Origin of the sequence: Burkholderia mayonis, assembly GCF_001523745.2 — a bacterium.
Lineage (GTDB): Bacteria > Pseudomonadota > Gammaproteobacteria > Burkholderiales > Burkholderiaceae > Burkholderia > Burkholderia mayonis.
Genome location: NZ_CP013387.1, coordinates 712,991 through 734,512 on the forward strand (window position 1 = coordinate 712,991; position 21,522 = coordinate 734,512).

The window sequence follows — 21,522 nt, forward strand, 5'->3', positions numbered from 1 at the left end:
GCGTCGGCACGGCGACGCGTTCAGATGTTCCATTGCGTCGAGGTATCGTGCAGGCGCTGCCGCAACTGCTCGATTTCGTGCGACAGCTTCGCCGTCAGCGACACGTACCCGGACAACTGCGCGGGCGGCGCGTTTTCGCTGAATGGCGCGGCGGACCCGGCCAGCGGCCCGAGCCGGCTCAGCGTACCGAACTTGAGCGCGCGGCCGGCGCCGACGAGCATCTCCTGAATCCGCCGGTTGCTCGCCTTCATCTGGACCTGGACGAATCGTCTGCCGGCTTCGTCGTCGGCGCCGGGCTGCAGGTTCGACAGAATCTCGAGCGAGCTGATGCACAGCCGCAGATCGCGCTGGATCGCCTCGAGCTGCGGCATCGACACGGAACTCTCCTTCGATACCGACGGCATCAGCGAGCGAAGCTGGACGAGGAGCGTATTGAGCTTCGCCATGTCCTTCAGATGCTCGTTGTCGCTCACGTAGCGCTCGCCCGCGATTCGCGCATGGACGGCCGCGCAGCCGCGCAGCGCGTCGGCGAGCTTGTAGCGCCACGAGTAGGTTGCGTATAGCGGCAGCGCGAACGAGAAGGCCAGCGCGATCACGATGCCGTTCAGCACGTTCACCGCGCGCCAGAGGCCGTCGGCGATCTCGTTGTCGCCGTGGCCGGCGACGATCACCATCGTGATCGCGGACAGCAGCGCGATGTAGCCGGCCTTGCCGATTGCGTGATATGCGCAGACGCCGCACGCGACGCTCATGACGAGAAACGTCAGCGGCGATAAATGCACCGTGGTCTGAAGCAGGATCAGCAGCAGGCCGGCGATCGCGCCGATCAGCGTGCCGAGCGCGCGTTCGGCGGCCTTCTTGCGGATGTTGCCGTGGTGCTGGAGGCCGCCGATCACGATCAGCACCGTGATCGTCGCCCATTCGCCGTGCGGAACGCGCAGCCCGGTCGTCAGTGCGATCGAGACCAGCACGCTCAGCGCGACGCGCGCCGCGTGGATCAGTTTCGCGTGGCGGTAGCGGCGGTAAGGATCGAGCACCAGGCGCAGCGCGTTGCGGACGAAGCCGGGCAGGCGGGTTTGTAAGATCGACGTCATGAAGCTGCGGAGTGGGCGAGAAGGCTGCCCGCCATGCGCGACGCGCGATGAGGCGGGGTCGATCGTTACGCTAACCTAAGCATGATGCGCTGTCCATCTCGGCGAAAACGCAACGCGGCGATTCGTCTGCGTGACGCGGGCGTGGCGGGTCGCGCGACGCGCGGTTCGTCGAGAACGGCTGCGGACGGATGCGCCGGCCGACACGGCTGCGGAATATCGATTCGATGTCCGATCGATGTGCTTTCGGTCCCGGCAGTTCGGTCCGGGGCGGCATGCTTGCTTCGTCGTTACCGGACGACTGCCTCGCGCGGGATGTAACGTGTGGCGGTGCGATGCAGCGAAGCCCTTCGGGCGATGATGTCGCGTCGATGCGGCGGGGCGCGCAACGTGGACGTCTCCGTCGCGCTACCGGGCCGAGGCCGCGATCTGAAGGCGCGACCGATGGACCGTCTGGCGGCGATGGCGTCCTTTGCCGGTGTCGTGGAGGCGGGTTCGTTCTCGCGCGTCGCGCGCTACGCGCCGCGAAACCGGTCGCGATAGGCGTGCAGCGAAGTATCGAATGCACGCGCGAAGCTGCGACGCAGCGTCGCGACGCTGCCGAACCCGCAGCGTTGCGCGATCTGCTTGACAGGCAGCGCGGTTTCGCCGAGCAGGTTCCGCGCGGTCTCGATCCGGATGCGCTCGACCGCTTTCGCAGGCGTCGTGCCGAACGTGTTCCGATAGTGGCGCACGAAGCTGCGCTCGCTCATGTTCACGCGCGCCGCGAGCGTCGGCACCGACAGGTCCGCGGTCAGATGGCGCCGGATCCACGCATGGAGATCGGCGAACTGCCCGGACGCGCTCTGCAGCTCGATCGACGTGCTGAACTGCGCCTGGCTGCCGGGCCGCACGAGGAACACGACGAGATGGCGCGCGACCGCGAGCGCGAGCGTATGGCCGCAGTCGTTCGTCACGAGGCGCAGGCACAGGTCGATGCCGGCCGTGACGCCCGCCGACGTCCAGATCGGCCCGTCCTGCACGAAGATCGGCGCGCGCTCGACGCGCACCTGCGGATAGCGCCGCGCGAGTTCGTCGCAGCACTGCCAGTGCGTGACCGCGCGGCGGCCGTCGAGCAGTCCGCACGCGGCGAGCAGGAACGCGCCGCTGCAGATCGATACGACGCGCCTCGCCTGCCGTGCGTGCGCGCCGAGCCATGCGAGCGTGTCGGCGTCGCGCGCCGCCGCGTCGACGCCGATGCCGCCCGCGACGATCACCGTGTCCGCCGGCGCGTCGACGGGCGGAAGCGGTTGCGTCGACAGCGACACGCCCGTCGGCGTCGGCACGCTGCGCCGGCCGCGCGCGACGACGCGGATGTCGTACGGCTCGGCCGCGCCGGTGTCGCGCGCGAGTTCGTTGGCGCTCGACAGCACCTGCAGCGGACCCGACAGGTCCAGGAGATTCACGTCCGGAAAGACGAGGATGTAGACGATCATGCACGCATCGGGGAAGCGTTGGCGGAAACTGCAACCAGTTTGGCACAACCGCCAATCGACTGCGCGCTAAGCTGATTGTCATGCGGGGCGTTGCGTTTCGTCCCGCGCATCCTGCGTCACATCATCTCTTTTCGAAAAAGGACGACCCGTGTCCCCGACTGCACAACGACCTCTGAAAATCGGCTTTCTCCTCGCGCCCGGCGTCGCCGTGATGGATCTCTTCGGCGCGCACGCCGTGTTCGGCTTCGCGCCGCAGGCCGAGCTGCACATGCTGTGGAAGACGCGCGATGCGATCTCCGCGCTGCCGCCGTTCCCGATCGCGGCGACGACGACCTTTGCCGACTGTCCTGACGATCTCGACGCGCTGGTCGTCGGCGCGGTGCCGGCCGACGTGATCGCCGACGAAGAAGTGGTGGCGTTCGTGCGCCGGCACGCGAGCCGCGCGCGCTACGTGATCGGCATCTGCGGCGGCGTGCTGCTGCTCGGCGCGGCGGGCCTGCTGGACGGCCGCCGGGCGACGACCAATTTCCACGTGCTCGATGCGCTCGCCGACCTCGGCGCACAGCCCGTCGGCGGCGGCGACGTGGTGATCGACGGCAATCTGTATACGGCCGGCCCGGCCACGGGCGGCTTCGAGGCGGCGCTGCTCGTGCTGGCCGAATTGCGCGGCGTCGAGCAGGCGAAGCACGTCGAGCTGACGATCGAATATCATCCGCGCCCGCCGTTCAACGTCGGCACGCCGGAGCTGGCCGGTCCGGCGCTGGCGAACGAGGTGCTGGCCGCCCATGCGTGGTTCTTCGATCCGTGCAAGGACGCCGCGCGGGCGATGTACGGGCGCGGGCGCTGAGCGCGGGCGAACGTGCGACGCGGCTCGATTCGGCGGGAACGCGGCCGGTTCCGTCGAATGCGTCGAATCCGTATCGATCGGCGATGAGCGCGCGCATGATTCGAGCGGACGGCCGCCCGGCTGGCGCGGTGAAAGACGGGAGCGCGCCGCGGCACCGTCGCATCCGAATCGATCGACGATGAGCGCGAGCGCGCCCCGTGCTCGGTGCGATGAACGGGGAAGGGCGTCGTGCGCCCCGTCGAATCGACGGACGACGATGCGCACGCGGGTCCGAGATGGACCGCCGCGCGTCGGGATGACGAAGGAAGCGCGCGGGTGGGCGATAAAAAAACGGCGCCGCGCTCGTGCGCGCCGCCGCTCGCGTCACAAGGACGTCAGCGCGTGAGCGCCGAGAAGCCGTCGAGCAGGCGTTCGACGTCCGCCGGCTCGATTGCGCCCATCGTCGACACGCGGAACAATTCGTTCGACAGCCCGCCCTGGCCCGCGTAGATCACGAAGCCGCGCGCCTTGAGACCGTCGTGCAACTGCTCGTACGCGACGCCGGCGGGGAGCCGGTAAGCGCGCAGCACGACCGACGATTCGCCGTCCGGCAGCACGAGCGGCATCCCGCGCGCGGCGAGCCCGGCGCGCGCCTGCTCGGCGAGCGCCGCGTAGCGCGCGTGGCGCGCGCGCCAGCCGCCTGCTTCGTCGAATTCGCGCAGCGCTTCGACGAGCGCGTAGTACGCGTGCACCGATGGCGTGAACGGCGTGTTGCGCACGTCCTGCAGCTTCGCGAGCCGCCCGAGATCGAGGTAGTACGTGCGGCTCGCGGCCGACGCGAGCGCGCGGCGGCGCACGATCACGAACGCCGCGCCCGGCACGCCGTGCAGGCACTTGTTCGCGGTCGCGGCGACGGCGTCGATGTCGCCGCCCGCGAAATCGATCGCTTCCGCGCCGAAGCTGCTCACGCCGTCGACGAGCATCCGCACGCTGCGCGCGCGGCACACGGCGGCGAGCGCGTCGAGGTCGTTCAGGCGCCCTGTCGTCGTCTCGTGATGGATCACGGCGACGTGCGTGATCGCGCGATCGGCGTCGAGCTTCCCGGCGACGCGGGCGAGATCGGGCGCCTGCATCCAGTCGTGCTTCAGCACGTCGTGCGCGATCCGGTATTGCGTCGCGATCTGCGTGATCCGCTCGCCGTACACGCCGTTCTCGATCACGAGCAGCTTGCCGTTTTCGGGGACGAGCGCGGCGATCATGCTCTCGACGGCGGCCGTGCCGGAGCCCGTCATCAGCACCGCGCTCCATTCGTCCGGATCGAGCGCGTAGGCGGCGACGAGCCGTGCGCGCGCCTCGTCCTGCAGATCGAAGAACTCGCTTTCGCGGTGGCACAGGTCCGGCTGGAGGAGGCTGCGGCGCACGCGCTCCGTCAGCGTCACGGGACCGGGGTTCAGCAACAGCATCTTCTACTCCTTGTCAGGTTCGCGCCGCGCCGATGTGGCGCATCAGGCGCGTTTTCACGTCGACGGGCGTCACGGTCGGGCGGGGCAGGCCGTCGGGCACGCCGGTGCGGATCGCGAGCCGAGCGAAGTGCGCGCCGCCTCGCTGCGCCGCCTGCTCGCCCACGCGCGCGGCGTCGAGCGCCGCATCGAGCATGCCGAGGTCGTCGCCTTCGATCGCCGACGCATAGCCGCACGCGGCCGCGACCCTCGCGAACGACACGTATTGCGACACGGTCGCCTGGCCGCCCGTCGATTCGTGCGCGCCGTTGTCGAGCAGCAGATGCACGAGGTTTGACGGCCCGTACGCGCCGAGCGTCGCGAACGCGCCCATCCGCATCAGTGCGGCGCCGTCGCCGTCGACCGCGACGACCGACAGATCCGGCCGCGCGAGTGCGAGGCCGAGCGCGAGCGGCGTCACGCAGCCCATCGAGCCGACCATGTAAAGCTGGTTCGGGCGATCGTCGAGCGCGTACAGTTCGCGGCCGCAGAAGCCTGTCGAGGCGAGCACGACCGTCGAATCGGCCGGCGTGCGCTCGACGATCCGCGCGAGCGCGTCGCGACGCGTCGGCCAGTCGGCGTGCGCGGCGGCGCACTGCGTCGAACGCGCGGCGACGTGCGCGCGGCGCTCGGGCATCGCCGCGCGCTTCAGCTCGTACGGCGCGACGCTGCCCTTCTGCATCACCAGCGCGTACGGGCGACCCGTCGCGTCCATGTGCGCGATCGCGCGGTCGAGCGCCGGGCCGATCGCGTCCGCGTCGGTCGGGAACGTTTCCCACGGGATTTCCATCGTATCGAGCATCGCCGGCGTGACCGGGCCCATCAGCGCGTGCTGCGGCTCGTCGGGCACGCCCGGCTGGCCGCGCCACGTGACGATCAGGAGCTGCGGCAGCCGGAACATCCACGTGAGCGACGTGAGCGGGCTCACCGCGTTGCCGAGCCCCGAGTTCTGCATCATCGCGATCCCGCGCCGGCCGCCGAGCGTCGCGCCCGCGACGAGCGCGACCGCATCGCCTTCGTTCGCCGCCGACACGTAATGGAGCGCCGGGTCCTGCAGCACGTAATTGATGAACGGCGTCAGATACGAGCACGGGACGCCGGCGTACCAGTCGAAGCCGCGTTCGCGCGCCGCCTCGACGAACTGCGCGGCTTCGATCATCTCGCGCCTCCGTTGACCGTGTTCTGTTCCGCGTACGGCGTCTGGCCGTGCGCGAAGTCGCCCGCGCGGCGGAAGTCGTCGAGATCGTTGACGCCGCGCCAGTGGCCGTGCACGTATTGCACCTCGATCTTCTCGCCCGCGTCGACGAGCGCGTTCAGGAGCGCCGGCAGATCGAGCGAATCGAAATCGTCACGGGCCTTCAGCGCGTCGAGCATCGCCTTGAGCCGCGCGACGCCCGCGCCGCGTACGTTGAGGAGACCGATCCAGCGGCCGTGCGGCTCGCCTTCGCCCGCATCGCTCGACACGCGGCGCAGCAGGGCCTTCTGGCCGAACAGCCCGCGGTCGTCGGCGGCCGAGCACAACGCGAAGTCGCGCACGCTCCGGTTCGACGGCTGCGTCTGCGACGAATCGACGACGACGCTGAACTCGGCCTCGCTCTCGGCGAGATCGCGCAGGATGTAGCTGCGAAACAGCAGGTCGCCGTACGAGATCACGGTGTCGCCCGAGAGGCGCTCGGCCGCGCAGGCGAGCGACGCGAGCTCGCCCGTTTCCGCGTGCCGCTCGTTGACGACGAGCTTCACGCCGGACGTGTCGATCGCGTCGGCGCGATAGCCGCCGACGACCGTGATGTCGTTCACGCCCTGCTTCTTGAAGCCGTCGACGAGCCAGCGCAAGAGCGGCTTGCCGGCGACCGGCAGCATCACCTTCGGCTTGTCTTCGGTGACGGCCTCGAGCCCCGCGCCGCGGCTCGCCGCGAGCACGAGCGCGGCGTTCGACGCGCGCGAGCTCGACGACAGGTAGATCCGCTCGGCGGCTGAGTATTCGTCGGCATCCTGCAGGCGGAAGATCTCGTTGACGCTCGCGACGCGCTCCTCGACGTTGACGAGCGTCTCGCTGTCCTGAATTTCTCGGGCGACCGCTTGCATCGCGGACGCGGACGCGCGGATCAGATGGTTCGCCCAGATCACGGTGCTGATGCCGGCCTGGCGGAACACGTCGGTGGGCGTGCTGTAATACTTGGTCGGCACGATGACGAGCGGCGCGCGGCCGCTCCATTCGCGCGCGAACTGCAGGATTTCGTCGGGACGCGACAGCTTGCTGTGGATCAGGATCGCGTCCGCGCCCGCCTCGGCATACGCGTTCGCGCGGCGCAGCGCCTCGTCCATCCCCCAGCCGGCGATCAGCGCCTCGACGCGCGCGACGATCGAGAAATCCGGATCGCTCTGCGAATCCTTGCCGGCCTTGATCTTGCCGCAGAACTCGTCGACCTCGGCGAGCGGCTGGCGCTCGCCGTCGATGAAGCTGTTGGTCTTCGGGAACTGCTTGTCCTCGATGCACACGCCGGCGATGCCGCGCTGCTCGAGCTTTTTCACGAGACGGCGGACGTTGTTGAAGTTGCCGTAGCCGGTGTCGCCGTCGAGCAGGATCGGCAGATCGCTCGCGTCGGCCATGAATTCGAGCACGTCGACGACCTGCGTCCAGCTCGCCTCGTTGTTGTCGCGCACGCCGAATTGCGCGGAGATCGCGAGTCCCGACGCCCAGATCCCCTTGAAGCCCGTCTCGCGGACGATCCGCGCGGACAGGCCGTTGTGCGCCTCCATCAGGAATTCGAGCTCGTTGCTCGTCAGCATCCGTCGCAGCCGCGCGCTGCGCGATTCGGTGAAGTTCGGTTCGCGTGCATTCATCGGATGGCCCCTATCGTGCGTTGGATTTGTGGCAAGACTTCGTCGCGCGCCCGCGCGACGTCCCCCGGAAAATCGATTTCGATCCACGGCGCGCCCGTCACGTCCGCGATGTCGAACGTGCGGCCGCCTTCGAGCAGCAGGTCGCGCACTGCCTCTTCGTGCGGCATGTTCGCGCGGCCGCCGTCGACGTAGCCCGCGACGATCTCGGCGAGCCGCCGCGCGGTGCCTTCGCTGAAGCGGAAGAAGCCGACCGATTCGCCGATCGTGTCGTACTCGAGGCCCGCGGCGACCTGCTTGCGCAACTCGACGGGCACGCCGTCCTTCACGCACAGCTTGACGGGCTCGTCGCCCGTTTCGAAATCGAGGTCGATCAGGAGGCGATCGACCGCGCGCGACGGATCCGCGACGAGCGCGTGGAGGATGCTGTCGTCGTAGAGCACATCGGCGTCCATCAGCAGCACGTCGCCGCCGCGCGTGAGCGCGTCGGCGACCGTGTGGACGGTCAGCACGCTGCCGAGGTCGTGGCGCGGGTTCAGCGCGATCTCGGCCTGTCGGTTCAGGCGCGCGAGCTCGGCTTCGACCTTCTCGGACTGGAAGCCGAGCGCGAGCACGATTTCGTCGACGCCGGCCGCGTCGAGCACGCGCAGGTGCCGCTCGAGGAGCGACGTATCGTCGAAGCGCAGCAGGCACTTCGGGAATTGCGCCTCGGGAGGCAGTTGCAGGCGCAGGCCTAAGCCCGCCGCAAGAATGATGGCTCGCATGAGTTCTCCACGCAAAGGACGCCGACCGTCGCGTCGTCGGATCAGTCGGCGATCGGCTGCGGCGCGCGCCGCCGCTGCCAGTTTCTTTCACTGAAATGCAGATACAGGATGCCGGGTAGGCCGAGCGCGAGCTCGCGCGCGCGCTTCGCGAGCGACAGCGCGAGCGCCGCGTCGGGCGGCAGCCCGACGAGCGGCGCGAGCAGCAGATAGCCGCCTTCCTGCGCGCCGAGCGAGCCCGGGATCGCGAACGCCGCGCCGCGGATCGCCTGCCCGACGCTCTCGAGAAGCAGCGCGTCGAGCCAGCTCACCGGGTGGCCGAGGAAGTGCAGCGCGAGCCACACTTCGGCGGTGCCGACGACCCAGCCGATGAAGCTCAGCGCGAACGTCGAGCGGACCTTCGCACGTTCGCTGTATAGCCTGCCGACCGCGTCGTCGATCGCGTCCGCGCGCGTCGCGAGCGACGACCAGTCGCGCGGGCCGAACAGCTTCGACGCGGCGCGCAGGCTGCGTCCGAACAGGCCGCGGCGCTGCACGAAATAGAAGAGCGCGGCGCAGCCGCCCAGCACCGCGGTCGCGACGAGCGCCGGCATGCGCAGATGCGCGGCGGCTTCGTGCGTCGCGTACGCGCTGAACACCGCTATGCCGACGAGCGCGAACACCATCTGCGCGAGCGCCTGCATCGTCGTGCTGACCGTGATCGCGGCCGCCGCGTCCGCGAGGCGCGTGCCGCGCTGCGCGAGATAGCGGACCATCAGCACCGGCCCGCCGATCTGCCCGGCGGGCAGCAGGCTGTTCACCGATTCGCCGACCCAGCGCGCGCGCAGCGCGTCGCCGAGCTCGCTGCCCGGCTCGCCGCGGCGGAACATCACCGCGATCGCGGCCGCGTCGATGACGAGCGGCACCAGATGGAACGCCGCGACGAGCGCGAGCCCCCAGCCGGCCGCGAACAGCGTCGCCGCGACCGCGCCGAAGCCCTGCCACGCGAGGAGGGCGACGAACGCCGCTGTCCCGAGCGACAGCAGGATCATGCCGGTGCGCGTCATGGGCGCGACGGGCGGCGCGCGGCCGTTTGCCTGGTTTGCTTGAATACCTGACGGAAGCCGAAGTACGCGATCGCGTCTTTCATGTTCGACACGAAGCGCTTCCACGGCCGCATGCCGGGGTCGGTCACGTACTCGAACGTCAGCGATACGCGGATCTCGTTCTCGCCGAGCGGCGTTACACGGTGGCGCAGCTTGTCGCCGTCGAAGAACACGATGCCGCCGTGCGCGATCTGCACCGAGCCCGGCGCGTCGGGCACGTCCGGGTTGCGCGTGTGCAGCTCGTAATCGAGACGGGACGACGAATCGTCGATCACGCCGAAGAGCAGCGTGTAGCGGCGACCGTCGTAGTACGACGTGTCGTAGTGCCAGCCGATGTGGTCGCCCGGCTTCGTGTAGTAATAGAGCGCGTACGCGTGCGGATCGTCGTCCGGCGACGGCAGCAGCTTGTCGCCCGTCAGTGTCTCGAGGAGGCCGACGAGCGCCTTCGAGCGGTACAGCTCGGCGATGAGCGGCGCTTTCGCATCGATCGTGTGGCGGCTCACGCTGCCGCCTTGCTTGTGGCCCGGCAGATAGTTGCGGTTGATGTCGGGCAGGAGCGCGCGGGCGCAGTCGGCGAGCCGGCCGGCGAGATCCTTCGGCAGGAAGTCGTCCAGATAGAGAAACGCGTCCTGGCGCGCGAACTCGCCGCGCAGGCGTGCGGCGTCGAGCGCGCCGATGCGCGCGGCGACGGCTTCGTCGAGCGTGCCGTGCACCGCGCGAGCTTCGGTGTCCGTGATCATTTGGTTGGTTGGATTTCGGTTGAATTGAGCGCGCGGGACGCGTTGCCGCGGCGCGCGATGCGCCAGTAGTCGATCACGACCCACGCCGCGAAGAGCGGCGCGCCGATCGCCGCCGCGAGGAGGAACGGCTCGACGCCGTCGAGCAGCGTGACGACGGGCAGCAGATACAGGACGTCCTCGGTCTCGAAGCCGCCGGCGAACGCCTGCTTCGTGCCTGCCTTGCCGGCGAACGACTCGATCCGCATCCGCAGGAAGAAGATCAGCGCGACGGCCGCGCCCGCGACGGCACCGAGCAGCACGGGCGACGCGGCCATCTGGCCGCCCGCCGCGACGACGCCGACGCCCATGCTGACGAAGAGGGCGACCGTGACGAGCGCGTCGCTCGCGAGGTCGTAGAAGTGGCCGAGCTTGCTCGACTGGCCGCTGATTCGGGCGAGTTCGCCGTCGGTGTGATCGACGAAATTGGACAGCACGATCAGGAACGCCCCCGCGTTGATCCAGCCGAAGCCGGGTTGCGCGAGGCACCAAGCGCCGGCGAGGCCGATCAAAAGACGCAGCGTGGTCAGGTGGTTGGGCGTGACCGGTGTGCCGACGAGCGGCGTAACGAGCCGGCGTGCGAGCCGTGCATCCCAGGTGCGGGGCGGCGGGCTCGCAACACGGTTGGCGGTGGATTTTCTTTGGTCCATCGGCGAAATATATACGGAATTGTAATTTATTGCTTTTTCATGACTGCGGCGCTCCATTGCGCGCTCGGGAGCGGTCAGTGTAAGGTTTGGCCCTTGCCGGGAGCGGGTCTCCGGGTTGTTGCGATCGTCTCCGGCGTCGCGGCGCGCATGTCGCCCGGATTTGATTTCGGGCAAATATCCAGCAAATCCGGCAAGTTACTTTTGCATCGGATGGACACTGTGCTGTGGTGCGGTCTGCGATACTCCGGCCGTGCTTCCACTGCCGGCCCGCAATCGCCGTCCGCGCCGGAAGCGCGCGCCACTCCGGAGACACCCCCTGCGGCGCCGCGTCGCCAGATCTAATACAACCGTTCGACATTCAGCCATGCCAACCTCTCGTATCCTCGCACCTAGTCTGCGCTCCCTCGTCCGCACCGCCGACGAGGCCGCCGCGCTGATCGGCCCGAACATGACCGTCGCGATGAGCGGCTTCACCGGCTCCGGGTATCCGAAAGCGGTGCCGGCCGCACTCGCCGCGCGGATCGCCGCTGCGCATGGGCGCGGCGAAGACTTCCGCATCAACGTGCTGACGGGCGCGTCGACCGCGCCCGAGCTCGACGGCGCGCTCGCGAAGGCGAACGGCATCTCGATGCGTCTGCCGTATCAGTCCGATCCGACGCTGCGCGACAAGATCAACGCGGGCGAGCTCGACTATCAGGACATTCACCTGAGCCACGTCGCGCAGTACGCGTGGTTCGGCCTGTTCGGCGAGCTGGACGTCGCGATCGTCGAAGTCGCGGGCATCCGCGAGGACGGGCGCCTGATTCCGTCGGCGTCGATCGGCAACAACAAGACCTGGCTCGACCAGGCGAAGCGCGTGATCCTCGAAGTGAATTCGCGCCAGCCGCTCGGCCTCGACGGGATGCACGACATCTATTACGGCACCGCGCTGCCGCCGAACCGCAAGCCGATTCCGCTCGTGAAGAGCGACGACCGGATCGGCGAGCCGTATTTGCACTGCCCGGCCGAGAAGATCGTCGCGATCGTCGAGACCGACGCGCCCGACCGCAGCAACGCGTTCGCGGCGCCGGACAAGACGTCGAAGCAGATCGCCGGGCTCCTGATCGATTTCCTGCGCCACGAGATCAAGCGCGGCCGCCTGCCCGAAAACCTGCTGCCGCTGCAGTCGGGTGTCGGCAACATCACGAACGCGGTGCTCGCCGGTCTCGGAGAAGGCGGCTTCTCGAACCTGACCGCGTATACCGAAGTGATTCAGGACGGCATGCTCGACCTGCTCGCGAACGGCACGCTGAGCTTCGCATCGGCGACCGCGCTGTCGCTGAGCCCGGATGCGGTGAAGCGCTTCGCCGACGAGATCGACACGTTCCGCACGAAGATCGTGCTGCGTCCGCAGGAGATCAGCAACCATCCGGAACTCGTGCGGCGTCTCGGCATCGTCGCGATGAACGGGATGATCGAAGCCGACATCTATGGCAACGTCAACTCGACGCACGTAATGGGCACGAAGATCCAGAACGGGATCGGCGGCTCCGGCGACTTCGCGCGCAACGGCTATCTGTCGTGCTTCATGTCGGCGAGCACCGCGAAAGGCGGCGCGATCTCGCGGATCGTGCCGATGGCGAGCCACGTCGACCATACTGAGCACGACGTCGCGGTTGTCGTGACCGAGCAGGGGCTCGCGGATCTGCGCGGGTTGTCGCCGAAGCAGCGCGCACGCAAAGTCATCGCGAACTGCGCGCATCCCGACTACCGCCCGATGCTCGAAGATTACTTCGAACGAGCGAGTTGCGAGAGCTTCGGCAAGCAGACGCCGCATCTGCTCGGCGAAGCGCTGTCGTGGCACGAGCGCTATGTGAGAACCGGATCGATGAAGGTCTGACGATCGGGCTTCCGGCGGTTCGGGCGGGCGGCGGCTTCCGCTTGGCCGACCGGTGAAACGGCGCGGCACCGGAAGGTGACCGCGCTGTTTTGTTTTGGCGGCGTCGTATGTGGAGGTTTGGCGAAGGTCGGCGTTGCGGTGCGGTTGCTGTGCCAAGTTGCGGGCAGACGAGCGAGCGCTGGTCGAACACGCACGCCGGTTCGGTGCGGTGGATTGCATCGCTCGCATCGTCTGCCGCGTCGACGCGCGAGCGAATCGTCATCGAGATCTCCGATTCGGTCGGTTCGGCGTTCCGGCAGGGCGACCGGATGCGACATTGCCTGCACGACGCGTTTGCACTGTTCGAGGTGCTTATATATCAGTGCGATGGGCGCAGCGCGATATTCGGCCAGGCGCGCGGGTTCCAGAGGATGTCCTCGGTCTCACCGGGAAACCGGCGGCGTACGATCTCCTTAAAAACAGTTCGTTATCCTACTGAGCGATGCGACTGGCAGCCTTGCTGGATCGATCGACACTGCTCGCACAAAGCGGACGAGCTTCAGTCCTTCCTAAGGCATCCTACGCGGAACGGATCGTGCCTTCTAGATTTCGACGTTATCGCATCGATATTGATCGTTTGGCGGATATGTCGCCTATCCGGCAACGAGGCATTCTCTTGCTTGAGTTAAATTAAGCTCGATGTAACAAAGGTGCTTCGCTTGGCCTCTCCGCGTGTACTTGCGCCGTGCGCGTGCCGGATCGGTTTCGCGGCAAAGGCGACGGGCATTTTCAGCCGTCTTGCAATTCCGATGCGGTGCGTTTATCTTGGATGAACAGGCCTCGCAAACGATTGCGAATACATATTAAGTAGTCTCGGAAATCAGGTCTGAATGTTTGAAGTAGTGATTGAGTAAGTTGACGCTCGGATCGACGAATGTCGCTCAGAAGGAGCGTTCAAGATAAAAATCTCCGCGCCGTTCGATACTCGCTCTGGCTTGGAGGTAATCCTCTTATTTCAATTTGATTGAATCAAACTTACAGTTCTCTTTGTAAGAAAAAATTATTTCTGCTTGCCAAATTTACGGGCGTTCTATAAATTTACAGCGTAGACTGTAACGATATGAATGATTGTCACACCGTTGTCGTCGAGGGCTTCTAAGGTGTGACGCTTCAGATTAAACCCGGTGCTTGGATGGTATTTTCGCTGTAATCGCGGCAGCGTATTGATTTATGTGTGCGCCGCATTTGATTTAGCGAAGGTGCATCTTATCGATTGCCGATGCGGATGGCTGGCGCTTGCCGGTCTGCAGGGCTCGGGCCGGGCGGAAGGGGCGGGTTGATATCGCTGAGAAAAAAAGCAGCGGCGTAAACGGTTTCCGTGGAAAATTTTTCTGGAAACTGGGGGCATCTGTTTGTCTTTTTTTGGTGCGCACTCATCTAATTCCCCAAGACGCTCCGGCATATAGTAGGCATCGAGTTATGTGGTCGTTAATACATTCGAAGAAATAAGTTTGGGTACTTTGACAAAACACAAGCTAATCTGGTTTTGCGAAGACAGTCCCCGTCGCCTGTGATTTGTGGATAGACCATGAACGACGATGCACTACCGGGCCACTCGCCGGATTTACTGGATTTCGACGAAGATTTTATCAAAATCGACGCGGCCATCTGCGAATACGATTCCGTTGGCTACGCGCCCCAACGAAAAGGTGAGAGCGCATTCCAATGGGCTTCGGTCGAAACCGCATGTCTCGCTTTACTGAAAAAGGCGAAAGACGTCCGGGTCGCCATTTGGCATCTGCGCGCATGCATCGCGCGGCGCGGATTGATCGGGCTGGCCGATGGCGTTCGATTGCTGGCCGATCTGATGAGCGCGCCCGTCGAGGAATTGCATCCTCGCGCGCTGCCTGACGAATCGCCCGGCGAAACGCTTTCGATTCATCTCGGCTGGATTTCGGGACCGCAGTTCCTGCATCAGCTCGGCAGCTCCCGATTCGAAGATCGCGACGCGACGCTCAACGATCTGATCGGCGGGCGCGCCGCTTCGATCGTGGAGGATCGCGACTATCGCATTAGAGCGAACATTCTTGTACATAACATTCAGGATTCCTTGTCGAGAATCAGGGAATCGATCGCTGCAATAGAGCAAGAGCTCAACGTTTCGCGCGCACTGGATCTGTTGAGCGTGGCGGCGTCGCGGCTCACGCAGACGGAAACTGGAAGTGCGGGAAGTGCAGATGTCGCCGCCGCGAAGCCGGTCGACGCGGTGCCAGGCACGCCGGCGCTGGATGCGCCGCTGCCTGCTGCGGGCCAGGGCGGCGCGCTGAGGTCGAGGCAGGAAGTCGGTGTGGCGCTCGAGCGAATCGTCGAGTATTTCCGCGTCCACGAGCCGAGCCATCCGGCGCCGATCTTCCTGTCGCGGATTCAAAGAATGCTAGGGGCGGGTTTCGAGGAAGTGATGGCGGAGCTCTATCCCGAGGCGGTTTCTCTGGTGGCCCAGCTGAACCGGCCGCAGAGCTCTATCAAGTAACGTGAACAACTTCGTGTAGAGGGCTTGCTCATCATGGTTCGACAAAAGGATGGACAGAAATTCATCGGGGAGAGTCGTGCACCCCGCGTGCAGATTGAATATGACGTCGAGGTTTACGGGTCGCAGAAGAAGGTCGAGCTGCCGTTCGTCGCAGGCGTGATGGCGGACCTGTCGGGCGACAACACCGAGCCGCTCGGCCCTGTCGAGGATCGCCGCTTCCAGGAGATCGACGTCGAGAACTTCGACGAGCGCATGGCGCAGATCGCGCCGTCGCTCAGCTACCACGTGAAGAACGTGCTCACCAACGACGGCACGTTGATCCCGATCGACCTGACGTTCACGTCGATGGAATCGTTCGAGCCCGCTGCGGTCGTCAAGCGCATTCCCGAGCTGTCGACGCTGCTCGAAGCGCGCAACCGCCTGAAGGAGCTGCTGACCTACATGGACGGTAAGGCCGCGGCGGAAGACGTGATCCAGGAATTGTTGAAGAGCCCGCAATGGGCGAGCGACGCCGATGCGACGGAACAATCCGGCAGCACCGGTGAAGGCGGCGACCAACAACCGGAAGAGGGTGCGAAATGAGTATGCAGCAGCTTGAATCGTCTGCCGAGAAGGTAGTCGTCGATCAGAACGTCAACGAGGATCTGAAGGATATCCTGCGCCGCTCGTTCCGGCCGCGGACCAACGAGGCCGCGGAGGCAGTGCAGAACGCCGTCGAGACGCTGCTGGCGTATGCGCGGCGCAGCCGGGTCGTGGTTCGCGAGGACGTCGCGCAGACGATCGAGCAACTGGTCGCAGAACTGGACAAGAAGATCTCCGAGCAACTGACGCTCGTGCTGCACAACAAGCGCTTCCAGAGTCTCGAAGGCGCATGGCGCGGATTGCACTATCTCGTGTCGAATACCGACACGAGCGAGAACCTGAAGATCCGCTACCTGAACATCTCGAAAGCGGATCTCGGCAAGACGCTGCGGCGCTTCAAGGGCGTCGTGTGGGATCAGAGTCCGATTTTCAAGATGATCTATGAGCAGGAGTACGGCCAGTTCGGCGGCGAGCCGTTCGGCTGCCTGATCGGCGATTACTACTTCGATCACAGCATGCAGGACGTGTCGATTCTGACCGAGATGTCGAAGATCTCGGCGGCCGCGCATGCGCCGTTCATCGCGGCCGCCGCGCCCGGCCTGCTGCAGATGGACGACTGGAGCGAGCTGTCGAACCCGCGCGACGTGTCGAAGATCTTCACCGCGACCGAATACGCGTTCTGGCGCCGTCTGCGCGAAAGCAACGACTCGCGCTATCTCGCGCTCACGCTGCCGCGCTTCCTCGCACGCGTGCCGTACGGTCCGAAGACGCAGCCAGTCGAAGAGTTCGGCTTCGAGGAGAAGGTCGATCCGAACCGCGCCGAGGATTTCTGCTGGGCGAACTCTGCGTACGCGATGGGCGCCAACATCACGCGCGCGTTCAAGACCTACGGCTGGTGCACGAAGATTCGCGGCGTCGAGTCAGGCGGCGCGGTCGAGGTGCTGCCGAAGTTCGTACTGCCGTCGCAGGATCGCGAAGTCGATCTGCACTGCCCGACAGAAATCGCGATCTCGGACCGCCGCGAGCACGAGCTGTCCGAGTCCGGCCTGATGCCGCTCGTGTACCGGAAGAATTCGGACACTGCTGCGTTCATCGGCGCGAAGACTGTGCATCGTCCGGCGATCTACGAGGACGACGACGCGACCGCGAATTCGAATCTGTCGTCGCGGCTGCCGTACATTTTTGCGACGTGCCGTTTCGCACACTACCTGAAGTGCATCGTCCGCGACAAGATCGGTTCGTTCAAGTCGGCCGAGGACACGCAGCGCTGGCTCAACGACTGGCTCATGAACTACGTGGACGGCGATCCGAGCATCTCGAGCGAGGTCACGAAGTCGCAGCGTCCGCTGTCGGCGGCGGAAGTGGTCGTCGACGAGATTCCGGAGAACCCCGGCTACTATCGCGCGCAGTTTTTCCTGCGCCCCCATTTCCAACTGGAGGGTTTGACCGTTTCTCTCCGATTGGTTTCGAAGCTTCCGTCGACCAAGCAAGAGGTGACGACCTGAGCCGCGACTACCGGGCCGGTTGCGGTTTCGCTTAAAGAAGGAGGTGTTCGAGGCGTTGCGGGTCGGAGTCGAACCGTTCCGCAGCAGATTCAACAGCGGTCTTTTCGATATGGTCTTGTTATAACTAATTAGGAGTTCATAGCATGGCAAATGCGTTGGTTGATTACTTCTTGCAGATCGATGGCGTCGAGGGCGAGTCGACCGATCAGCAATACCCCGGTCTGATCCAGATTCAGAGCTGGCAGTGGGCGGAAGAAAACTCGGGTCGCTGGGGCTTCGGCAGCGGCGGCGGCGCGGGCAAGGTCGAGATGAAGGACTTCGAGTTCCGCATGGTGTCGAACAAGGCTTCGCCGAAGCTGTTCCTGATGTGTGCGACGGGCGAGCACATCGGAACCGCGAAGCTGATTTGCCGCAAGTCGGGCAAGGGCCAGCAGGAGTTCCTGACGATCTCGTTCGCGAGCGGCCTCGTGTCGTCGTTCCGTACGCTCGGCAACATGCCGTTCTCGCAGCTCGGTCACGCTAGCGGCGAAGTCGACGGCGTGCTGCCGACGGACCAGATCCGGATCAACTTCGCCCAGATCGAGTTCGAGTATCGCGAACAGCGCAACGACGGCACGATGGGCGCGGTGATCAAGGCCGGGTACGACCTCAAGCAGAACGCCCCGATCTAACCCGTCGGAAGGTTCTAGTTTCCAGGCTAACCTTGGGCAGTGTTGTGGCCTCGCGCCACAACACTCGGGAACACGCACGTGAGCGATCTTCAACTCTACAACAAGCTGTCCAGACGAATTCGTCGTCATTCGCTTCAAGAGGTCGTCGCGGATCATTTGGTCGACCTGATGAATCATGCGATTCGCGGTGCGCGCATGCGCGTCGCGGACGACAGTCCGGCAGCGCATTCGGTATTGAACTTCGGCTGTCCGCCGATGCAGGCGGCCGGCGCGACGAAGATCAACCCCGCTCACGCCGCCGCGCACATCTGCGAAGTGATTCGTCGCTTCGAGCCGCGCGTGGATCCCGCCAGCACGACGGTCAAGCCTCGGACCGAGAGTCGTCGGCGCTTGCCGCAGACGATCTACTTCGACGTGTCGATGAAGGCGCGCGACGATGGAACCGAGCTCAACGTGAGTCTCGCGCTCGACTACCTGAGCGGTTATTTCGGCCTGGCGGACGATCGGTGAACGGCGAACGGCGATGAATTTCCTCGACTACTACAACGACGAATTGCGACAGCTTCGCGATGCGGGCGCGCGCTTCTCTAAAGAGCACCCGCAGGTGGCTTCGGCACTCGGGCTGCATCCGGATGCGGTCACGGATCCGTTCGTCGAGCGGCTGCTCGAGGGTGTCGCGTATCTGTCGGCGCGTGTGCAGAAGCGTCTCGACCGCGAATGCGCGGAGTTCGCGCAGCAGGCGCTCGGGCGCCTCTGCCCGCTCTACACGGCTTCGACGCCGGCGATCTCGACATTCGCGTTCCATCCGGACCTGGGGTCGCCCGACGCGTTCCGCGGCAATACGCTGCCGCGCGGCTCGCTCGTGGCGGCTCATCTGCCGGGCCGCAAGCTGCCGGTGATGTTCTCGACCGCGCGCGACGTTACGCTGTTGCCGCTGCGTCTCGCGTCGGTCGAATGCAGCCGCAGCATCACCGGGTTGCCGTCGTTGCTCGCGCAACGGCTCGCGTCGTCGCACGCGGTGCTGCGCTTCAAGTTCGAGGTCGAAGGCGGCGCGTCGATCTCCGAGCTGTCGCGCGAGGACAAAGGGTTCGCGCCGCTGCATCTGAGCCTCGCGGGCGACTTGCCGCGCGCTTATGCGCTGCATCGCGCGCTGCTCGCGGACACGACCGCGTGGTTCGCGCTCGTGTCGACGGCTCGCGGCGACGAAGTGCTGACGTTGCCGATGTCAGGCATTCGTCTCTCCGGCGTCGATGATTCGGAGGCGCTGCTGCCGGAGGATTTCGGCGGATTGCCCGGGCTGAGGCTGCTGCGCGAGTACTTCGCGCAGCCGACGCGCCTGCTCGGCGTCTACGTCGATGCGTTGGCTGTGGTCGCCGAGAAAGCGCCGTCCGCGCGTGCGTTCGAGCTGTTCTTCGCGTTGCGCGACGCGCCGGGCGATCTGGTCGGCGACGTCGATGCGAGTCAGTTCCGCCTCTTCGCGACGCCGGCGATCAATCTGTATTCCAAACGTTTCGATCCGGTGCCGTACGACGCGAATCAGCCCGAGCAGTGGATTCCGGTCGACCGGATGCGGCCCGCCGCGCATCACTTGTGGGCGCTGAACGAGGTGTTCGTGTGCGAGACCAATGGTCGCGCGCATCGTGCGCGGTCGGTGCTCGAGACGGCGGGCTACGAAGGGCAGGATGGCTCGATCCGTTACGGCATGCGGCGCGAGGATGCGCTGCTCGTCGACGGCGTGCGGCGCGATCGTTTCGATCCGCTCGCGAGTCACGACTTGATCGCCGTTTCGATGGTCGACGACACGCTCGATCCGGACGATGTCGCGACGATCACGGGCCGCGCGCTCGTCGCCGATCGCGACTGGCGGCCGACCGCGCTGCTCGACGCCGAACTGCAATTGCTCGATCCGACTGCGGTGAAGCGTATCGAGTGCCTGTGGCCGGCGAGCGCGCCGCGCGGGAAGCCGAGCGTCGAAGCGTGTTGGGAAGCCGTGTCGCACATCGGCCGCAATCCGCTCGCGCTGCGTGTGTCGCAGCAGCAGGACGTGACGGCGCGCATCGTCGAGCAGCTGCTGCTCGCGATCGACAAGGACGATGCGCTCGACCGGCAGCGGCTCGAGAGCCTGCGCTCGGTCGTGCTGCGCTCGCGTTTCGTCGCGGCAGGTCGCGCGGCGCCGACCGCGCTCGTTCGTGCGACGCAAGTCGAGATCGACATTGCCGAGTCGCTGCACGCGGATCGCGGCGGCTGGTTGTTCGGGCGGCTGCTCGCGCAGGCGCTCGCCGAATCGGCGACGCTCAACGATGGCATCGAGATCGTCGTGCGCCTCGACGGCGATGCGGCGAGCTCGCACACGAACGCGGCGTCGCGCGATGGGAGGCTCACGTGACGACGCTCGACCGCGTGACGAAAGCGCTGACGCCTCGCCGCACCTTCTTCGAGCTGATGCGGCGGGTCGAAGCGCTGCAGCGTAGGCACGACAGGCGATCGGCGCGCAGGCGGCGGCTGCCGAAGTGGCTGCGCATCGAGCAGCCGGCGGAGATGCATTTCGCGAGCACGGAAGTCGAGCGCGTGCATGTGACACTGCCGCGCTTCATCGAGGACGACGATCACCCGCAGGTCACGGTGGTCCAGCGTCATTTCGGGCTATTCGCGCCGTACGGGCCGCTGCCGGTGCACGTGACCGAGCACGCGATGCAGGAGAAGCGCTTCGAGCGCAACGCTGCGTTCGAGCGCTTCGTCAACGTCGCATGCGGCGACCTCGCGTGGCTGCATTACTCGGCGTGGTCGTCGATGCATCCGGTGCTCGGCTATGAGCGCGCACGCAATCCGTTCGTCGAGCGCGTGACCGCGCTCGCCGACGCGCGTCGCGCGCCGCAGACCGACTTCGATCCGTTCGAGCATCACACGCAAGCGTGCCGGCGCGCGTTTCCCGGCATCTACTGCGCGCCGCGGCGCTCGCTTGCCGATCTGCAACGGATGCTGCGTGCGTACTTTGGCGTCGCGCTGCAGGTCGTGCCGCGTCACGGCCGCTGGATTCCTGTGCCGGCGGCGGCGAACAACGCGCGGCGGCTCGGCGGATGGCGGCTCGGCGCGCGGATCTGGGACGTGCAGCACTCGATCGAGATCGTGATCGGTCCGATCGAAGCAGACGAGTTCTATCGGTGGCAACGCCGCGCGGCAGCCGTCCTGGCGGTGTCCGCGGTCGTGACGGATTTCGTCGACGGACGAATTTACCCTGTCATCAAGGTTCAGGTGTGGACGCGCCCTGAACTCGCAGGAAGGGTTGGGTGCATGCGTGTCGGCGTCGACGCGTGGTCACGGCCGAATCGGGCGCTGCGCACCTTGACTGTCTATGAATCTTTTCGGGACTAG

At 66.0% G+C, this 21,522-nt stretch carries 18 protein-coding genes; 9 read left to right on the plus strand and 9 right to left on the minus strand.

All coding sequences use genetic code 11. The annotated features are described in order from the left end of the window. Positions 1–20: 20 nt before the first annotated feature. Together WS70_RS21720 and WS70_RS21725 are read right to left on the minus strand one after the other, a co-directional pair. On the minus strand, positions 21–1,094 hold the full coding sequence (locus WS70_RS21720; RefSeq protein WP_059473147.1) for an FUSC family protein: 1,074 nt from the start codon (positions 1,092–1,094) through the stop codon (positions 21–23). Positions 1,095–1,606: 512 nt separating this feature from the next. Next, positions 1,607–2,566 (minus strand): GlxA family transcriptional regulator, encoded by a 960-nt coding sequence (locus WS70_RS21725; protein ID WP_059473148.1) that lies wholly within the window; start codon positions 2,564–2,566, stop codon positions 1,607–1,609. A 148-nt stretch (positions 2,567–2,714) separates the two neighbouring features. Here WS70_RS21725 and WS70_RS21730 point away from each other — a divergent pair, with 148 nt between their 5' ends. Beyond that, positions 2,715–3,413, plus strand: coding sequence for a DJ-1/PfpI family protein (locus tag WS70_RS21730; protein ID WP_059473149.1), 699 nt, complete (start codon positions 2,715–2,717; stop codon positions 3,411–3,413). Between the two features lie 374 nt (positions 3,414–3,787). Here WS70_RS21730 and WS70_RS21740 read toward each other — a convergent pair whose 3' ends face one another. The 7 genes from WS70_RS21740 to WS70_RS21770 are packed head-to-tail and all read right to left on the minus strand — an operon-like array spanning position 3,788 to position 11,004. Continuing rightward, the gene (locus tag WS70_RS21740) at positions 3,788–4,855 is read right to left on the minus strand and encodes a 2-aminoethylphosphonate aminotransferase (protein ID WP_059473151.1); all 1,068 of its coding nucleotides are present in this window, start codon (positions 4,853–4,855) and stop codon (positions 3,788–3,790) included. Positions 4,856–4,868: 13 nt separating this feature from the next. After that, positions 4,869–6,050 (minus strand): phosphonopyruvate decarboxylase, encoded by a 1,182-nt coding sequence (gene aepY, locus WS70_RS21745; protein WP_059598059.1) that lies wholly within the window; start codon positions 6,048–6,050, stop codon positions 4,869–4,871. Beyond that, entirely contained in the window at positions 6,047–7,735 is a 1,689-nt protein-coding gene (gene aepX, locus WS70_RS21750) for a phosphoenolpyruvate mutase (RefSeq protein WP_059473153.1), read from the minus strand. Before aepX ends, aepY begins: the two co-directional genes overlap by 4 nt. After that, a complete protein-coding gene (locus WS70_RS21755; RefSeq protein ID WP_059598058.1) occupies positions 7,732–8,496 on the minus strand; it encodes a phosphocholine cytidylyltransferase family protein in 765 nt (254 codons plus the stop codon). Before WS70_RS21755 ends, aepX begins: the two co-directional genes overlap by 4 nt. A gap of 41 nt (positions 8,497–8,537) precedes the next feature. Then, positions 8,538–9,539 carry an HpnL family protein gene (locus WS70_RS21760; RefSeq protein ID WP_059473155.1) on the minus strand — a complete coding sequence of 334 codons (1,002 nt, stop codon included), beginning with the start codon at positions 9,537–9,539 and terminating at the stop codon, positions 8,538–8,540. Continuing rightward, positions 9,536–10,318 (minus strand): 2OG-Fe(II) oxygenase family protein, encoded by a 783-nt coding sequence (locus WS70_RS21765; protein ID WP_059598057.1) that lies wholly within the window; start codon positions 10,316–10,318, stop codon positions 9,536–9,538. The genes WS70_RS21760 and WS70_RS21765 overlap by 4 nt, the downstream gene beginning before the upstream one ends. After that, positions 10,315–11,004, minus strand: a complete 690-nt coding sequence (locus WS70_RS21770; RefSeq protein WP_059473157.1) for a CDP-alcohol phosphatidyltransferase family protein — start codon at positions 11,002–11,004, stop codon at positions 10,315–10,317. The genes WS70_RS21765 and WS70_RS21770 overlap by 4 nt, the downstream gene beginning before the upstream one ends. 364 nt (positions 11,005–11,368) lie before the next feature. On the opposite strand from WS70_RS21770, the gene WS70_RS21775 reads away from it, so the two are divergent. The 8 genes from WS70_RS21775 to tssG all read left to right on the plus strand — a co-directional run bounded on the left by WS70_RS21775 (position 11,369) and on the right by tssG (position 21,522). After that, entirely contained in the window at positions 11,369–12,883 is a 1,515-nt protein-coding gene (locus WS70_RS21775; protein WP_059473158.1) for an acetyl-CoA hydrolase/transferase family protein, read from the plus strand. 1,567 nt (positions 12,884–14,450) lie between these two features. Further along, on the plus strand, positions 14,451–15,392 hold the full coding sequence (locus tag WS70_RS21780) for a type VI secretion system protein TssA (protein ID WP_059598056.1): 942 nt from the start codon (positions 14,451–14,453) through the stop codon (positions 15,390–15,392). Positions 15,393–15,425: 33 nt separating this feature from the next. Next, positions 15,426–15,974, plus strand: a complete 549-nt coding sequence (gene tssB, locus WS70_RS21785; RefSeq protein ID WP_059598055.1) for a type VI secretion system contractile sheath small subunit — start codon at positions 15,426–15,428, stop codon at positions 15,972–15,974. Positions 15,975–15,976: 2 nt separating this feature from the next. Then, positions 15,977–17,479: a type VI secretion system contractile sheath large subunit gene (tssC, locus tag WS70_RS21790; protein ID WP_162498995.1), complete on the plus strand. Its 1,503-nt coding sequence runs from the start codon at positions 15,977–15,979 to the stop codon at positions 17,477–17,479. Between the two features lie 143 nt (positions 17,480–17,622). Then, a complete protein-coding gene (locus WS70_RS21795; protein WP_010108180.1) occupies positions 17,623–18,150 on the plus strand; it encodes an Hcp family type VI secretion system effector in 528 nt (175 codons plus the stop codon). A 78-nt stretch (positions 18,151–18,228) separates the two neighbouring features. Further along, entirely contained in the window at positions 18,229–18,660 is a 432-nt protein-coding gene (locus tag WS70_RS21800) for a GPW/gp25 family protein (RefSeq protein WP_059473087.1), read from the plus strand. A 13-nt stretch (positions 18,661–18,673) separates the two neighbouring features. Then, a complete protein-coding gene (gene tssF / locus WS70_RS21805) occupies positions 18,674–20,536 on the plus strand; it encodes a type VI secretion system baseplate subunit TssF (RefSeq protein ID WP_059473086.1) in 1,863 nt (620 codons plus the stop codon). After that, positions 20,533–21,522, plus strand: coding sequence for a type VI secretion system baseplate subunit TssG (gene tssG, locus WS70_RS21810; RefSeq protein ID WP_059473085.1), 990 nt, complete (start codon positions 20,533–20,535; stop codon positions 21,520–21,522). Before tssF ends, tssG begins: the two co-directional genes overlap by 4 nt.

What these genes read in the sequence shown, in the direction of transcription:
- tssF (WP_059473086.1), top strand. Translation starts at nt 18,674, where the DNA reads ATGAATTTCCTCGACTACTACAACGACGAATTGCGACAGCTTCGCGAT.
- WS70_RS21725 (WP_059473148.1), bottom strand. Translation starts at nt 2,566, where the DNA reads ATGATCGTCTACATCCTCGTCTTTCCGGACGTGAATCTCCTGGACCTG.
- WS70_RS21775 (WP_059473158.1), top strand. Translation starts at nt 11,369, where the DNA reads ATGCCAACCTCTCGTATCCTCGCACCTAGTCTGCGCTCCCTCGTCCGC.
- WS70_RS21780 (WP_059598056.1), top strand. Translation starts at nt 14,451, where the DNA reads ATGAACGACGATGCACTACCGGGCCACTCGCCGGATTTACTGGATTTC.
- tssC (WP_162498995.1), top strand. Translation starts at nt 15,977, where the DNA reads ATGCAGCAGCTTGAATCGTCTGCCGAGAAGGTAGTCGTCGATCAGAAC.
- WS70_RS21755 (WP_059598058.1), bottom strand. Translation starts at nt 8,496, where the DNA reads ATGCGAGCCATCATTCTTGCGGCGGGCTTAGGCCTGCGCCTGCAACTG.
- aepX (WP_059473153.1), bottom strand. Translation starts at nt 7,735, where the DNA reads ATGAATGCACGCGAACCGAACTTCACCGAATCGCGCAGCGCGCGGCTG.
- WS70_RS21760 (WP_059473155.1), bottom strand. Translation starts at nt 9,539, where the DNA reads ATGACGCGCACCGGCATGATCCTGCTGTCGCTCGGGACAGCGGCGTTC.
- aepY (WP_059598059.1), bottom strand. Translation starts at nt 6,050, where the DNA reads ATGATCGAAGCCGCGCAGTTCGTCGAGGCGGCGCGCGAACGCGGCTTC.
- WS70_RS21720 (WP_059473147.1), bottom strand. Translation starts at nt 1,094, where the DNA reads ATGACGTCGATCTTACAAACCCGCCTGCCCGGCTTCGTCCGCAACGCG.
- WS70_RS21765 (WP_059598057.1), bottom strand. Translation starts at nt 10,318, where the DNA reads ATGATCACGGACACCGAAGCTCGCGCGGTGCACGGCACGCTCGACGAA.
- WS70_RS21740 (WP_059473151.1), bottom strand. Translation starts at nt 4,855, where the DNA reads ATGCTGTTGCTGAACCCCGGTCCCGTGACGCTGACGGAGCGCGTGCGC.
- tssB (WP_059598055.1), top strand. Translation starts at nt 15,426, where the DNA reads ATGGTTCGACAAAAGGATGGACAGAAATTCATCGGGGAGAGTCGTGCA.
- WS70_RS21795 (WP_010108180.1), top strand. Translation starts at nt 17,623, where the DNA reads ATGGCAAATGCGTTGGTTGATTACTTCTTGCAGATCGATGGCGTCGAG.
- WS70_RS21770 (WP_059473157.1), bottom strand. Translation starts at nt 11,004, where the DNA reads ATGGACCAAAGAAAATCCACCGCCAACCGTGTTGCGAGCCCGCCGCCC.